Below are 15,048 nucleotides of genomic sequence, written 5' to 3'. Positions count from 1 at the left end.
GGAAGCCAAACCATGCTGTCTATGAACGTGAAAGTCCCCTCGTCAACGGGGAAAATGATGGCAGGCACCATCGACCGACCGGACGGGCCGGCCCAGGCATACGCGATCTTCGCGCACTGCTTCGCCGGGTCCCGCCACACGCCGGGCGCATCGCGCATTTCCAAGCGCCTGACCGAGCACGGCATTGCCACGCTTCGGTTCGACTTTCCGGGCCTCGGCCAGTCTGAAGGCGAATTCAAAGACACGTCGTTTTCGCAGAACGTCGACGACATCGTCGCCGCAGCGCAGTGGCTGGAGGAGAACTACAAGGCCCCGCAGCTGCTGATGGGCCACTCCCTCGGCGGCGCGGCTGCGCTGAAGGCAGCAACCCGCCCTGAGCTGAAGAAGATGCTCAAGGCGGTGGCCACTGTGGGCGCGCCGTTCGACCCCGCCCACTCGGTGCTGCACTACGCACATTCCATCGGCGACGCCGACATGCACGGCTCCGTCCCTGTCACCCTCGGCGGGCGCGAACTGATCATCTCGCGCGAATTCCTCGAAGACCTCGCAGAGACCAACCCAGAGGAATATCTGCCGAAGTTGCGCAAGCCGTTGCTCATCGTGCACTCGCCTATCGACGTCACCGTCGGTATCGACAACGCCCAGAATATTTTCACCAAGGCCCGCTACCCCAAGTCGCTTATGACGCTGGACAAGGCAGACCACCTACTCACCCGCGAAGGCACTGCACAACGCGCTGCAGACATCATCGGGTCCTGGGCCGTGCAATACCTCCAGCCACTGTTTGTGCCAGCGAAGACCACCGACGACAACGCGGTGTCCTACTCTGCCCGCGGCACGAAGTACGGCGACGTGGTGCGCACCTCTAACCGCGCCATCACCACGGACCGCTCGAAGAACACCGGAGGCAAGGGCCAGGGTGTCACCTCCACAGGCCTGTACATGTCTGCACTCGCCGTGTCCTGCTCCCAGGCCGTGCGCGAGGCAGCCAAGGGCATGTCGCTTGACGACGTCCGCGTGGAAGTCAACCACAACGGCGACGGCACCTTCACCCGCTTGATCACCCTCTACGGCGACCTGACCGATGACCAGGTGGAAACCCTGCGCGCCGCCGGTGCCTCATCCACCGTGGACGGCTACGTGGCCAAGAGCGAGATCGAAACAACTGCGGAGACCGCTTCGCTTGAGCGTCGCCGTCGCCAGAACCAACTGCACCGCGCAGAACGGTTGGGCAAGTAATGGCTGACGTTAAGGGCTCTGGGGGCGCTGCTGGCTCCGGTGACTTGTGGAGCGAAGTACGCGGGCTTTGCCGATGTGGGCTTGGCATGCCATATGAAGCCTGCTGCGGCCGCTACATCTCCGGTACTGCGAAAGCCCCCACCGCTGAGGCCCTCATGCGGTCGCGCTACACCGCCTTCGTCATCGGCGACGGTGACTACATCGCCCGCACCTGGGCACCGGAAAAGTTGCCCGCCGGCCTCGACGTGAATCCTGAAGGCGAGCCGTTTACCCGCCTGATCGTCCTGGAAACTGAAGGCGGCGGCCCCTTCGACACCGATGGTGTCGTGGTCTTTGAAGCCCACTACCCCGGCGGTTCCCTTCGGGAGCGCTCCACTTTCGAACGGCGCGACGGCGCCTGGGTTTACGTCGACGGCGTAGTTCGGTGACCAGCCAGTTTTGGGCGCGTATGACAGTGTTGTAATATCGGGCGAGTTACGGTTTCAGCCTCGCGCTGAGCAGTAACGGATCGGGCTGTGGCGCAGTTTGGTAGCGCACCACACTGGGGGTGTGGGGGTCGCAGGTTCAAATCCTGTCAGTCCGACAAAACACCCCTGGGGCCGCTGCGATAAACGCCAGGCCCCAGGGGTATTTGCGACTGTAGGTTAAGACACGATCTTGCCGTTCGCGTCGTAGGTGTAGAAGCCCTGCCCAGCCTCCAGGCCGGTCCTACCTTCTGCGACCATCGGCTTCAGTGTCGTCTCAACGAAATCCTTCTGCCACTGCGGGGCATTCTCGTTGGACTCGATCACGGCGACCAAGGTGCGCACGCCGACTAGGTCCATGATCTCAATCGGCCCGCGCGGGGAGCCGGTGGAGTTGCACCAGTCGCGGTCGATGTCGACGGGGTCAGCGATGTCGTGGTGCAGCAGGTACATGCCGGCACTGAGCAGCGGCACCAGCAGGGTGTTCAGCACGTAGCCGGGCTGCTCGCGCTTGAGCGGGACCGGTACCATGTTGATCTGCTCCGCAAACTCCACGAGTTGGTCCACATACTTCGGGTCAGTGCCCTCGTGAGGCATGATCTCGGCGGTGTTCTGAATCCAGATGTGGTTGGCAAAGTGCAGTGCCAAGAAGCGCTCCGGCGCACCCGTCGCGTCCGCGAACTTGCTCGGCATGAGCGTCGACGTGTTGGTGGCAAAGACGGTGGTCGCCGGGGCGTACTGCCCCACTTCGGCCCACACCTTGCGCTTGAGCTCGAGGTTCTCCGGGATCGCCTCGATGACCAGGTCCGCGTTCGCTAGCGCTTCCTTAAGGTCCGAGGTCTGGGTGAGGTTTTCGTGCGCCGCCGCGATGGTTTCGTCGTTAGCGGACTCGAGCTCCACCTTCATTTGCTCACCGATGGCGTCGAAACGCTGTTTGCCGGCCGCGAGGGCCTCCTCGTTAATGTCGTAGGACACTACCTTCTTTCCCGCGAACGCAGAGCAAAAAGCGATCTGCGCGCCCAGGACACCTGCACCAAGTACTGTTACGTTATTGAATGTCATGCCCGTCACGTTACTCCTGTTTATGTGACTTTCACAGCAGTTCTAGTGTGAAGCTTTACGTAAGCGACGCCCGGTCCACCGCCATGAGACCTGTCGCTGCCCGCCGGCCCAGCTCCACGTAATACGCCGCGTGCCTCAACCGCGCCTCAAAGGTGTCCGACTCGAGTGCGCGCTTGACCTTTGCCGGCACACCTGCTGCAAGAGAGAACTCCGGCAACTGCTGCCCCTCCAGTACCACTGCCCCGCCGGCAATGATGCTGCCCTTGCCGATGCACGACCGCGACAGCACCGTCGCATTCATCCCGATCAGGCAGCCTGGCTCGATATGGCAACCGTGGATCATCGCAAGGTGGCCAATCGTCACGTCCTCTTCCAGCACTGTCTCCCCATCCGTGTCCACGTGCACGACTGAGCCGTCCTGCACGTTCACACGTGCACCGATACGGATTGCGCCCACATCGCCACGGATGACCACGCCGGGCCAGATGTTGGCGTCCTCACCGATCTCTACGTCGCCGATAATCGTCGCCTCGTCAGAGATGTACGCCGATGGATGAATCTTGGGGGTTTTGCCCTCGAAGCTATAAATCATGCGTTCCAGTGTGCCGGAATTGCCCAACGCGTGGCACTGAAAAGTGCGTAACCGCGTCTGTACGGGTGGTCGTCGTCAAGCAGTGCGCTACTGCTGCGTCGCCCGGCCGAGCCGGAAGAACTTCAGCATGGCGTCGGTGGCGAATCCTTTCGGCACCGTCCCAGATGAGTCACCGGCGCCGCCTGGCCACACGTGGGGGCCATTTTCGATGCGGTAGTGGGCAAGTTCAGCGTCGCAACCTGTCCACGCCTCGCGGATAACGCCAGGGGCTACCTCAATGTCTTCGTAGCGGGCGTCGCAGTGGTTGCGCGACGCGGACTCGTGAAGCATTTCCTCCACCGAGTTGTATGCCGTGGCGTGGCGTTGCCCGCCGTTGTAGGCAATGACATTGTCGCCCGTGCCGTGGAAATCGACGTGCATCATCGGGATCTGGGAACAGCCTGCAGAAACGCGTTGATAATATGCGCCTGCAACCGTGGCAATACCTGTGAATGCCTGTGGTCGTTGGCAACCCACAAACGCGGCGAAGCCCCCACCGTTCGAGAACCCCGCCGCAAAAATACGAGAGCGGTCAACTGAAAACTCACCTTCAATCTCAGCCAGGACGGCGTCGACGAACGCCAGGTCTTGCTGCCCGGAGGTTGAGGCGTATGGTGCGGGCGCCCAGGCGGAGTCTTTGCCGTCGAGGTACGCCACGATGGCGTCGGCAGCATCGAGCCCTGAGTTCTTCCGTATCCTTTCGGCGTCTTCCTTGTAGCCGTGGAACACGAAGATGACGGGCAGTCGGTCGCGCTGACGGGCACCCGCGGGCATGGAAACGATGTAGTCGCGCTTCAACCCACCCGCGGTGATGTTGCGATGATCAACCCCGGCTGGACCCCACGGTTCGACCTCTCGCACGTCGTCTATTGCGGGTAGTGCCCTCGTGGTGACCCCGGGCTCCGTGAGATCCCCATCTCCGGAGCAGCCGGTGAGTACGAGCAGGACTGTGGACAACGCCGCCGCGGTGACGGTTGAAACTTTGCCCATTACGTCTGCTGCTCCGGATAAAACACGACAGGTAGATTAGTGCATCATGCCAATAAGCGGAACACAGCCAGGTCCGAGCAAGAAGTCGCAGCCGACCTTTCGTGACCGCGCTCACCAACACACCGCGGCGAGTGCGTTTGTGCGCGATGCGGATCGCTACCACGATGCGCGTCCGTCGTATCCTCGTGAGGTTGCCGAGTTGTTCGACGGCGCCGATGTCGTGTGCGACGTCGGCGCCGGCACTGGGAAATTAACGCAGTTGCTTATCGACGACCACCGCACCGTCTATGCATGCGACCCCTCCCCCGACATGACGCGGGTACTCCATCACCAGTTGCCGGAGGTGCCTGTGTGGCGGGCGACGGCGGAAGCGACGGGGCTCGCGGACAATGCCGTCGATGCGATCGCGTGCGCACAGACCTGGCACTGGGTGGACCCGGCAGAGGCCAGTGCTGAGGCAGACCGCGTCATTCGCGATGGCGGATCTCTCGTTTTGTGTTGGAATACGCTCGCGGTACATCACCCTTGGGTGCTGCGGCTCAGCCGCATCATGCACTCGGGTGATGTGCAGCGCGAAGGCTTCTACCCCACCGTGCATGCCCCGTGGAAACTCGAACGGGAGGTCCGCACGGAGTGGGTCGATCAGATCCCAGTCGAACACTGCTTCGAGCTCATGGCCACACGCTCGTACTGGCTGAAAGCCTCCGAGCGCACCCGGGCAAAGATGGAGGCGAATCTGACGTGGTACCTCTACGAGCGCCTCGGGTTCGATGAGGGACAAATCATCCCGCTGCCCTACCGCACGGACGCGTTTGTGTACCGCCGATAGGGCGGGCTGCTAAAACAAGTCGGTCCGCTTCTCAATCCCGAAGAAGTGGAAGATCTCCTCGGTCACGTCGATGCCACGATGCGCAGCCCACGGTCCGGTAGGCCACTCGTGGCCCATGCCCTCCACTCGGTGGTGCAGGGTACGAGCCTTGTCGCCATTGCGACGCTCAAACGCGGCAACCACTTCGGGAGCGCCGAGAATGCCGTCCTCAGCGGGGCTGCCGTATCCCGGCCGGACCTCGCCGTTATATGGCACTACGTCGTCGTGGGTGCCGTGGATGTTGAGGTAGTCCACCGGCTCGGCTGCCTCGATCTGCGCCTCGGTGCAGCGCACAGCCGCAGACACAGAGGCAACACCCGCGAAGGTATCGCTGAGCGTCGACAAGTAGACCGCGAGACCGCCACCATTGGAGAAACCGACAGCATAAATGCGTTCGGGGTCGATGTCGAAGTGTTCGCTGGTTTGGGCGATGATGTCGTCGATACGCGCCTTGTCCTGCTCAATCGTGTTCAGCGCATACGGCGCAGGAGCCCACGCCAGACCGGCACCCGTCGGCGCAACGACCACTGCGTTGGCCTGCACGAGGCCGGTACCGCCGAGGAAGTTCCGCCCATTATCGCCACGACCGTGCAGCGCAACAATCAGGGGCAACGGCCCCTTCGGATCTGAGGGCGCGGAATAGACCGTCGAGTCCATAGTCCTGCCTACTTCTTTCCGCGACGCTCACGCACACGCACCGCGATGCGCACCGGAGTGCCGTGGTAGCCGAACTGCTCGCGGAACTTGCGCTCAAGGTAGCGGCGGTAACCGCCATCGAGGAAGCCCGTGGTGAACAGAATGATTGTCGGCGGGCGCGTCGTCGCCATGGTGGCAAAGAGCAGCTTGGGCAGACGGTTGTTCTTCATCGGAGGCGGGTTCGCGGCAATCGCCTCACGCAGCCAGTTGTTGAGCTGGCCGGTAGAGATGCGCTTGTCCCAGTTCTCCAGCGCTTCCTTCATCGCTGGCTCCAGGCGGTGCAGACCACGACCGGTGTCCGCGGAAATGTTGAGCTTGGTTACCCACTTCAACTGGCCCATGGTCAGGTCGAATTCGCGGTCGAACTCGTAACGACGATCCTCGTCCATCAGATCCCACTTGTTAAAGCAGATCACCATGGCCTTACCGGCTTCGAGCACCATCGAGATCACGCGCTGGTCCTGCTCGGAGATCTCCTGGGAGGCGTCGATGAGCACCACACACACTTCAGCGGCCTCGATCGTGCCGCGAGTGCGCAGTGATGCGTAGTACTCGTGGCCCTGGGCGTTCTTAACTTTCTTCCGCAGGCCGGCGGTATCGATGAACGTCCAAAGGTCCTCGTCCAACTGCACCAACTCGTCGACCGGATCGACGGTGGTGCCGGCGACGTTGTCCACGACAGAGCGATTGGACTTGGTCAGCTTGTTCAGCAGGCTGGACTTGCCCACGTTCGGGCGGCCCACCAGCGCGACACGTCGCGGGCCCTGAGTGACCGACGCGGCAGCACGCGGAACCTCGGGGAAGTTGCGCAGGATCTCATCGAGCACGTCGGCACCGCCGCGGCCGTGCAGCGCAGAGACCGGCCACGGATCGCCAAGACCCAGCGAATAGAACTCGGCGACCTCGCCCCACTGACTGTCGGACTCAAACTTGTTTGCAACGAGGATGACAGGCACCTCAGCGCGCTGCAGGTTGCGGGCCATCACCATGTCTGTCTCGGTCACGGTGGTCTTTGCGTCGACAACCATGACGATGACGTCCGAGGTCTCCATGGCTGCCTCGGACTGGCGCGCGATCGAGGCGTGGATGCCCTTTGCGTCCGGGTCCCAGCCACCGGTGTCCTGCACCCAGAAACGACGTCCGTTCCACTCCGCCATGTAGCTCACACGGTCGCGGGTCACACCAGGGTGGTCCTCCACAACTGCTTCACGACGACCCAAGAACCGGTTTACCAGCGAAGACTTACCCACATTCGGGCGGCCCACGATAGACACCGTCGGCAACGCTTCCTTTACCACGTCCGGGCGGATGATGCCGTATTCGGCTTCGATTTCGGCCCATTCTTCGTCGGTGTAGTCGTCGGTCTCGTCGCCAGCATCGGTATCGTCGCCGAAGTCGGCCTCGCTGAACTCCGACTCATCGAAGTCCTCGAGGTCGTCGTAGTACTCAGCGTCGTCCGCATCGACCTCATAGGCTTCAAGGTCGTCGTAGCCAGAGGCATCGATGCCGGGTTGGATGAATTGAGTCTCCGGCTCGAGACCGTCTTCAATGTTCTTCTTGTCGCTCATCGTGCGCTCCTTTCCACCACGGCAGTCAGCGCAGCGAGCACCTCATCCGGGGTCATTTCAGACGTATCCACGATCTCGGCGTCGTCAGCGGGACGCAGCGGGCTGGTCTTGCGTGACGAGTCCGCCTCGTCGCGCCGCTTCACATCCGCCAACACTGCATCAAAGTCCACGTCGCGGCCAGCGGCTACATCCTGATCGAAGCGACGCTTCGCACGTACTTCAGCGCTTGCCGTCATGTAGACCTTTGCCGGAGCATCCGGCAACACGACAGTGCCGATATCGCGGCCCTCCACGATCGCGCGGCCGGCCTCGCGGGCCAACTTGCGCTGCAGTTCCACAAGGTTCACGCGGACCTGCGGGATCGCAGAGACCGCAGAAACGTGCTGGGTGACTTCCGGTCCTCGGATTTCGCGGGCAACATCCTCACCTGCAAACAACACTGCGGTGGAATCCGGATCGTCGGATACCTCAAGCGGTAGGTCAGCGGTCGCCTCGATCACCGCATCCGTATCAGCCGGGTCGACACCAGCGCGCAAGACGGCCAGGGTGGCAACGCGGTACATCGCACCCGTATCCACATACTTTGCGTCGAGCTTCTTCGCTAACGCGCGACACATCGTAGATTTACCGGTGCCGGACGGGCCGTCCACTGCGAGAATCAGCCCGCCGTCAGCCAAGTTGGAAATCTTCTGGTCTGCCATTACATCCCCACCGCCTTGTACAGCGACGCAAGCTCGGAGGAATTGAGCGCACGCATCATGCCTGGCTTCATCTCGCCGAGCTGGACCGTGTGGAACTTGGTGCGAACCAGTCGTTGCACCGGGAAGCCAGCTTCCTTCAGCATGCGGCGCACAATGTGCTTACGGCCTTCGTGGAGCTCCACTCGGATGATCGACTGCCCATTGTGGACATCCACGATCTGAGCGTAGTCGGCCTTCGCGGGGCCGTCGTCAAGCTCAATGCCCTCCTTGAGCTGCTTGACCAGCGCATTGTTCGCCTCACCCAGGACAGTGGCCATGTAGGTCTTCGACACCTCGTACTTCGGGTGCATCAGACGATTCGCCAGTTCACCGTCGTTGGTCAACAGCAACAGACCCTCCGTGTTGGCGTCGAGGCGTCCCACGTGGAACAGACGCTGACCCGCGGCGGTGCGCTCCGAAAGGTAGGAGCCGACCGAGGTGCGGTCAAGCTCATCCTTCATCGTCGAGTGCACGCCACGCGGCTTGTTAAACACGAAGTATTCGTGCTCCTCGTTGACGTTGATGCGCTCCCCGTCCACGCGGATGATGTCCACGTTCGGGTTAACACGCATGCCTTGCACGTTGACGATCTTGCCGTTGACCTCAATGCGGCCCTGGTCGATCATGGCCTCTGCGTGACGACGAGACGCCACACCTGCCTGCGCCAACACCTTCTGCAGACGGATCCCCTCAGTTTTGCGGGTCTTATCCTGCGGGTTGTCGTCCCACCAGTTGTCATCCAGCGGGTGGGGCTCATTCTTCGCGGCATTTGCGCGTCGCTTGTCCAAACGGACATTCTGCTTCTTTGCCGGCTTCGCGTACGAGATGTAGAACGTTTCGTCCTTCTCGGGCTTGTCCGGTGTGCCGTCTCGGCGAGCGGGAGGAGTCATGTTTCCTCAATTCCTTTTCAGTCGTATGCGGTTTTTGGGCCGATCCTACCAGGCATCTTCGATTGCATCGATGTCCGGAAGCAGTGGCGCAAGGTCAGGAAGGCGCTCAAGCGAGTCAATGCCCAGAAGTTCGAGGAACAGCTCCGTCGTCACATAGCGGTGTGCGCCAGATTCTTGCTCAGGATCAACCTCCGCAATCAAGCCGCGCAGCGCAAGGGTGCGCATGACGCCATCAACATTGACCCCGCGCACTCCGGCAACCTGCGAGCGCGTCACCGGCTGGCGGTAAGCAACCACTGCGAGCGTCTCCATTGCCGCGCGCGAGAGTTTCTTCTGCGTGCCGTCGAGCAAGAACGCCTCGACCGCATCGGCATTTTCGGGCCGGGTATACAGCCGCCAGCCCTCTGCGGTCTCACGCAAATCAATGCCACTGCCACGGGTGTCGAGTTCTCGCGACCACGCGCGAAGGTGATCCGACACTTCCGCAGTCGTTGCTCCGAGCGCACCCGCGAGGTCCTCCACGGACACCGGCGTATCGACGACCAACAGCACCGACTCAATCCGCGAACGCAACTGCGCAACCATCGGCATGTCTTCCATACCGCAGGAGTCTAGCTGCCCGTACTTGTTCAGTGACTAGTTCCAGTTCGATGCCGCAACGACCGCCGGATCGACCTCAAGGCCGGTCCATGACACATCAAGTTGGCCAAGCGCTTCGGGCTGCTCTGTTTCCACCGCGCGGGCCTTGTACAACTCCAGCAGGGCGAGGAACCGGCCGACCACCTCCATGGACCTCGTGCAATCGCGTGTCAGTGCGGCGAACGTCATCCAGGTACCTGAGCCGGCGAGCTTGAGTGTATCCAGGATCTTGCCCGCCTGCTCAGGCACGGACACAGCAACGGCGTGCAGGTGGTCGGTGCGTACTTCCTCCGGCGGCTTAGGCCGGAAAACACTGGCCGCAAGTTCCGCGAAACTCGCCGCTGTATGGCCGAGTTCCACCGGAGGCAAAAGGTCCACGAACCGGGGCTCCATGGATACGGCACGCGGGTGTCGTCGATTAGCAGATGCTTGCCACGTAGCAAACTGGTCAGCAACCTGCTGATATGCACGGTACTGCAGAAGACGTGCGAACAGGAGGTCCCGGGCCTCCAGAAGGTCGTAGTCTTCCTCCAGGTCATGATCACCACGTGGCAACAGCCGCGCAGTCTTCATGTCCAACAAGGTGGCCGCGACCACGAGGAACTCAGTGACCTCGTCAAGCGACTCCGTCTGCCCCAACGCACGGGTATACGCAATGAACTCGTCGGTCACCTCGGCGAGCGCAACCTCGGTCACGTCGAGTTTCTTCGCCTGAATCAAGCTGAGCAGCAGATCAAACGGCCCCTCGAAGTTATTCAGCGCGAGGGTAAAGCCCGTGATCTCCGGCTGGGGGTACTGCTCAGGTGCCTGGGCCACTAGCTAGTGCGCTCCAACACCTCAAGGGCCAGATTGCGGTACTGTTCCGCACCTTGCGAGTTGGGAGCCCACGTAATAATCGGCTCACCCGCGACCGATGTCTCCGGGAAACGCACGGTACGGGTAATCACGGTGTCGAAGACGCGGTCGCCGAACACCTCAACTACACGATCCATGACCTCACGGGCGTGGGTCGTGCGACGATCAAACATAGTGACAAGGATGCCCACGATGTCCAGGTCGAAGTTGATGCGGTCGCGCACCTTTTCCACGGTATCGGTGAGCAGCGCGAGACCTCGGAGCGAGAAGTACTCACACTCCATGGGGATGATCACGCCCTGCGAGCACGCCAACGCATTCACAGTGAGCAAACCGAGCGACGGGCCACAGTCCAGGATGATGAAGTCGTACTCCCCGCGCACCGGGCGCAGCGCACGAGCTAGCGTGTGCTCGCGGCCGACTTCGTTGACCAGTTGGATTTCAGCCGCAGACAGGTCAATATTCGCGGGTACCAGATCAAGCCCGGACACGTTTGAGCGCTTGATCGCCGCGTGAATGCTGGCAGTGTTGTCAAACAGCAAGTCGTAGACCGTGACCTGATCCTCCTCATAGGACACACCAAGGCCAGCGGAGAGTGCACCCTGCGGGTCGAGGTCTACCAGTAGCACCTTGCGCCCTTGCTCTGCCAAGCATGCACCGAGATTGATAGTGGACGTGGTCTTACCCACGCCGCCCTTTTGGTTCACCATCGAGATGATGGTTGCGGGACCGTGCCGCTCAAGCTCCTTCGGCTTGGCAAACTCACGCCACGGCCGACCCGTCAAAAACGTCTTCTGGTCAGCCGCGTCAAACAGCGCCTCGTCCGCCATGGCCGATCCTTCCCTCGATCACGTCTAAACCCTTGACTGCAGTCATCTTACAACGCTGTGATTAGACCTGCCCACGGCTTCGCTTCCGAAGGAAGATAATCAGCAGCGCAAGTGCCGCGATAAGCGCACCACCACCAATGATGAGCGGGACAAGATCACCTACCGACGAACCCGAGTCAACGCTATCGCCTTGACCTTTGTTGTCTGCTCCCGCATACGGGTTTTCTTCATCCGTTTCGGCAGCCTGCTCAACCGGAGCATTCGTCGACGTAATCACCGCGACAAACGTCGCCGCGCCGTTCTCCACGACCTCCATAATGAACGGGTTGTCAGGCGTCTCGCCTTCCGGGTACGTCAGCGTCAACGTGCGCCCTGCGACGTTCACGTCACGCTTGACCCCTTCGATGATGTTGCCGTTGACATCGAGGTAACGCAGCTTCGCATTCGACGAGTCGTAGTTGGCATACTTCATCAAATCGCGCGCCTTACTCAACGGCACCTTGACCACGATCTCGTTGCCGTGGATCTCTCCCTCGAAATCGAGCCGCTTCGCATCCGCGGTGTCCGCCTTTTCCGCTGGCTTACGCTCAGGGCGATTGACGGCGCCGCTGCCACTGCCTGCACCCGCACCGGATCCGCCGTTCGAGGCTTCACCGTTTGCGTCGCCACCGCCGTTTGCGCCACCACCGTTGTCTTCGGCGTGGCCTCCACCACCGTGGTGCTCGGTGTTTTCTCCAGCGCCACCGCCCGCAATTTCGTCTGCATCAGTTGCCTGTCCGCCGCCCACAGCGACGAGGTTAACTGTCGCCGTGTAACCGCCGGCGCTCGCAGGCACTGCTGCGGTCGCGCCCTCTTCCGCTGGAGCGGTCACCGACACCGACGTGCCATTGGATGTGACCACCCAGCCGCCTGCGGAGTAATTCACATCCACCGGCACGCCCACATCAACCGTCGTCGTCTGCCCCGCAGGCACGGTGATCTCCGAGGGAATCATGTTCGCCATTGCATCCGGGCTTAGCCCGCCCGGGATCTGCGCCGAGGCAGGGTGTGCTCCCACACCTCCGCCAAGCCCCACGGCAAGCAGCAGGGCTGCCGGCACCGTAAGTGTTGCGCGACGTGCTCGTGCAAATGTGTACTCACTCATAAGCGCAAAAGCTTACGCACGTGGATGCGAACTACGCCAAACCTCGCGCAGGCTATCTGCTGTGACATGTGTGTAAATCTGCGTAGTCGTCACTGAAGCGTGCCCCAACAATTCCTGCACGGAGCGCACATCTGCGCCACCTTCCAGCAGATGCGTGGCAAATGAGTGCCGCAGTGTGTGCGGGGAGATCTCTTTGTCTATCCCCGCACGCTCCGCAGCCTGCTTGATTACAGTCCAGGCGCTCTGGCGAGTTAAGGCTCCACCGCGCCTATTCAAGAACAACGCGTGTGACTTCCCGGTGGCGAATACGGGTCTGCCTCGCACGAGATACGCCTCGATCGCATCTTGTGCATGCCGGCCGAGCGGGACGAGGCGCTGCTTACTTCCCTTGCCAGTCACGGTCAGAATGCCTTCAGTATCTATTGCGGCTGTCGCATCATCGACGCTCAGATCAAGCACCTCAGAAACTCGCGCACCTGTGGCATACAGCGTTTCCAACAGCGCCTTGTCGCGTAGGCCGAGGGGCTGTTCGGTCGGGCAGGCATCGAGAAGCGTCGCCACCTCCCCAATGCTCAAAGTGTCGGGTAGCTTCTCGCCAGCTGACGGTGGGGAAACTTCGGCAGCGGTATCTGCCGGCAATACGCCTTCTTCTACGCCAAAACGGTGCAAGCCTCGGGCGACAGTCAGCGCACGCGCAGCCGAAGATGCCGCGAGGGGGCGTGCGCCGTCCACCCCGCGGCGCAAGTCAGCAACGTACGCCTCTACATCGGTGGCACTGACTGTTGCCAAGTCGCTTTTCCCAGCGGCTGCCAACCATCGTGTGTACCGGTTGACGTCGCGGGTGTAGTTACTCAACGTGTGAGGGGAGACTCCCCGCTCAACAGCGAGATGCTGCAACCAGCGCGCAGCTAGTTCGTCGGCTTTTACCGCCATCTAGATGCGCTTCATATCCGGCACGATGCCACGCTCGGCTCGCCGCTTCGGCAGCGATTGCGGGCGCAACTCGAATGGCTCCGACACATCACGTGGCTGCGCTTTACCCTCTGCGACGCGGCAAGCAGCCAAAATGCCGCCCACGGCGATTGAGTTCACAATCTCGCCTCGAAGCACCATTTGTGCGGCCTCGCTCAGTGGCACCCACCGAAAGTCCATGTCGGCTTCTTCGTCCTCGGCGTCCGGGCGTTCCACCTCGCGCAGTTGCTTTGCGACGAATACCCGCACCGCCTCTTCCGCAAATCCCGGAGACGTCACCAAATCCACCAGCACGCCCCACTGCTCAGCCTCGAGACCGGCTTCCTCAACCAGTTCGCGCTTCGCGCATACCAACTCGTCTTCTTCGTACATGTCCAGAAGCCCCGCAGGCAGTTCAAGCAGCCGCTTGCCTACGCTGTGCCGGTACTGCTCGACGAGCGCGACGCGCCCGTCGTCGTCAAGTGCAACTACTGCCACTGCGCCGAAATGCTCGACGATCTCACGGTTAGCTGGCTTGCCACCCGGCATGACCACACTGTCGCGGCGCACAGCGATGATTGGGGCGTCGATCAGTACCTCGGAGGACTCGACGGTAAATTCGTGGCTCACTCTGCCACCGCCAGCACTGAAGAAATCCTGCCGGACTCGTAGCTCACGTTGCCTACCGTTGTCACGCCGCGCAGTTCCTTTGGCGCGATGTCTTGACTAGTCAGCACGGTTTTGCCTGCATGGCCAAGTGCTTCCGCAAGGTCCTGCACCAGCTTCGCACCAAAGTCTCCGCCGGCGTCACCGGAGGCGCCATCCACAATCACGACAGCCTCCGCGGGCACGATCTCACCTTTCGTCTCGACGAAACCGGATTGTTGCAGCGTGTCAATTACGATTTTGCGATCCGAAGCCTGTGCTGGCGCTTCCTTCGTCTCAGGGTCGATCAACATAATCGACGCCAACGACTCACCCGCATGGGTGCCCGGTGAACGGTTCTCCACGCTCAACTGCGCACCGGACGGCAACGTCGACGCAATCACCGTGGACAACTCGTCGGCAGAGTTTTGCGACGTAAACTTCTCTGTCAGTTTCAACTCACCAGCATCGGAAGCGCCCGCCGCGTTGAGCAGCCACCGCACGGAATCAACATCGATATCGGCGGCCGTATGCGTACGCACGATAGCGACCGGCACCTCTTTGAGCGCTCCAGAGACGATGGACACCGACTCACTGCCCAGAAGAGCATCGGCAGCATCAAGCCGCTGCTGCGCTTCGCTGCTCTCCTTTGTCGGTTCCTCGGCTCCATCACCATTCGCGTTCCGGTCGATGTCGCTGAGAAACGCACCATTGAACAGATCCGGGCCGCCAGGAATAGCCGGCGCGAGTACCGAGGCCCCCAACACCACGCCGAGAGCTAACCCCCAACACAGACCAGCAGTGACAAGCCCACCCGTCCCTTTTTGCTTTCCCAC

The 15,048-nt window shown here is 61.5% G+C and carries 17 protein-coding genes and 1 tRNA gene; 4 read left to right on the top strand and 14 right to left on the bottom strand.

All coding sequences use genetic code 11. The features are described 5' to 3' along the window. Positions 1-12: 12 nt before the first annotated feature. The 3 genes from CCOY_RS06245 (at position 13) to CCOY_RS06235 (ending at position 1,822) form a co-directional block, all read left to right on the top strand. Entirely contained in the window at positions 13-1,239 is a 1,227-nt protein-coding gene (locus CCOY_RS06245; protein WP_092102494.1) for a bifunctional alpha/beta hydrolase/OsmC family protein, read from the top strand. An 86-nt stretch (positions 1,240-1,325) separates the two neighbouring features. Further along, on the top strand, positions 1,326-1,667 hold the full coding sequence (locus CCOY_RS06240) for a YchJ family protein (protein WP_092102491.1): 342 nt from the start codon (positions 1,326-1,328) through the stop codon (positions 1,665-1,667). Positions 1,668-1,748: 81 nt separating this feature from the next. Next, a tRNA-Pro gene (locus tag CCOY_RS06235) sits at positions 1,749-1,822 on the top strand. A gap of 61 nt (positions 1,823-1,883) precedes the next feature. On the opposite strand, the gene CCOY_RS06230 is transcribed toward CCOY_RS06235, so the two are convergent. The 3 genes from CCOY_RS06230 to CCOY_RS06220 all read right to left on the bottom strand — a co-directional run bounded on the left by CCOY_RS06230 (position 1,884) and on the right by CCOY_RS06220 (position 4,386). Then, a complete protein-coding gene (locus tag CCOY_RS06230; protein ID WP_342027963.1) occupies positions 1,884-2,774 on the bottom strand; it encodes a 3-hydroxyacyl-CoA dehydrogenase in 891 nt (296 codons plus the stop codon). A gap of 46 nt (positions 2,775-2,820) precedes the next feature. Beyond that, on the bottom strand, positions 2,821-3,357 hold the full coding sequence (locus tag CCOY_RS06225; protein ID WP_092102488.1) for a gamma carbonic anhydrase family protein: 537 nt from the start codon (positions 3,355-3,357) through the stop codon (positions 2,821-2,823). Between the two features lie 87 nt (positions 3,358-3,444). Next, the gene (locus CCOY_RS06220) at positions 3,445-4,386 is read right to left on the bottom strand and encodes a CE1 family esterase (RefSeq protein WP_092102485.1); all 942 of its coding nucleotides are present in this window, start codon (positions 4,384-4,386) and stop codon (positions 3,445-3,447) included. 46 nt (positions 4,387-4,432) lie between these two features. On the opposite strand from CCOY_RS06220, the gene CCOY_RS06215 reads away from it, so the two are divergent. Beyond that, positions 4,433-5,215: a class I SAM-dependent methyltransferase gene (locus tag CCOY_RS06215; RefSeq protein WP_070570261.1), complete on the top strand. Its 783-nt coding sequence runs from the start codon at positions 4,433-4,435 to the stop codon at positions 5,213-5,215. 9 nt (positions 5,216-5,224) lie between these two features. On the opposite strand, the gene CCOY_RS06210 is transcribed toward CCOY_RS06215, so the two are convergent. From CCOY_RS06210 to CCOY_RS06160, 11 genes are all read right to left on the bottom strand, one after another. Then, the gene (locus CCOY_RS06210; RefSeq protein WP_070570258.1) at positions 5,225-5,911 is read right to left on the bottom strand and encodes a CE1 family esterase; all 687 of its coding nucleotides are present in this window, start codon (positions 5,909-5,911) and stop codon (positions 5,225-5,227) included. 8 nt (positions 5,912-5,919) lie between these two features. Further along, a complete protein-coding gene (der, locus tag CCOY_RS06205) occupies positions 5,920-7,518 on the bottom strand; it encodes a ribosome biogenesis GTPase Der (protein ID WP_070484762.1) in 1,599 nt (532 codons plus the stop codon). Beyond that, a complete protein-coding gene (cmk, locus tag CCOY_RS06200; RefSeq protein WP_092102482.1) occupies positions 7,515-8,219 on the bottom strand; it encodes a (d)CMP kinase in 705 nt (234 codons plus the stop codon). Before cmk ends, der begins: the two co-directional genes overlap by 4 nt. Next, positions 8,219-9,148, bottom strand: coding sequence for a pseudouridine synthase (locus CCOY_RS06195; protein WP_070423219.1), 930 nt, complete (start codon positions 9,146-9,148; stop codon positions 8,219-8,221). Before CCOY_RS06195 ends, cmk begins: the two co-directional genes overlap by 1 nt. Positions 9,149-9,193: 45 nt before the next feature. Further along, a complete protein-coding gene (scpB, locus tag CCOY_RS06190; protein ID WP_070423220.1) occupies positions 9,194-9,748 on the bottom strand; it encodes an SMC-Scp complex subunit ScpB in 555 nt (184 codons plus the stop codon). Between the two features lie 36 nt (positions 9,749-9,784). After that, the gene (locus CCOY_RS06185; RefSeq protein ID WP_070423221.1) at positions 9,785-10,603 is read right to left on the bottom strand and encodes a segregation and condensation protein A; all 819 of its coding nucleotides are present in this window, start codon (positions 10,601-10,603) and stop codon (positions 9,785-9,787) included. Further along, positions 10,603-11,472: a ParA family protein gene (locus CCOY_RS06180; protein WP_070423222.1), complete on the bottom strand. Its 870-nt coding sequence runs from the start codon at positions 11,470-11,472 to the stop codon at positions 10,603-10,605. Before CCOY_RS06180 ends, CCOY_RS06185 begins: the two co-directional genes overlap by 1 nt. A gap of 61 nt (positions 11,473-11,533) precedes the next feature. Continuing rightward, the gene (locus CCOY_RS06175; protein ID WP_244268722.1) at positions 11,534-12,616 is read right to left on the bottom strand and encodes a hypothetical protein; all 1,083 of its coding nucleotides are present in this window, start codon (positions 12,614-12,616) and stop codon (positions 11,534-11,536) included. Between the two features lie 12 nt (positions 12,617-12,628). Then, on the bottom strand, positions 12,629-13,549 hold the full coding sequence (gene xerD / locus CCOY_RS06170) for a site-specific tyrosine recombinase XerD (RefSeq protein WP_070423223.1): 921 nt from the start codon (positions 13,547-13,549) through the stop codon (positions 12,629-12,631). Then, entirely contained in the window at positions 13,550-14,197 is a 648-nt protein-coding gene (locus tag CCOY_RS06165) for an NUDIX domain-containing protein (RefSeq protein ID WP_070820497.1), read from the bottom strand. It abuts the gene before it with no gap. Continuing rightward, on the bottom strand, positions 14,194-15,048 hold the full coding sequence (locus CCOY_RS06160) for a copper transporter (protein ID WP_083279531.1): 855 nt from the start codon (positions 15,046-15,048) through the stop codon (positions 14,194-14,196). The genes CCOY_RS06165 and CCOY_RS06160 overlap by 4 nt, the downstream gene beginning before the upstream one ends.

This window comes from Corynebacterium coyleae, assembly GCF_030408635.1.
Taxonomy (GTDB): domain Bacteria; phylum Actinomycetota; class Actinomycetes; order Mycobacteriales; family Mycobacteriaceae; genus Corynebacterium; species Corynebacterium coyleae.
The sequence above is the reverse complement of the archived record's forward strand: the minus strand, read 5'-3'. Positions and strand labels throughout refer to the sequence as shown.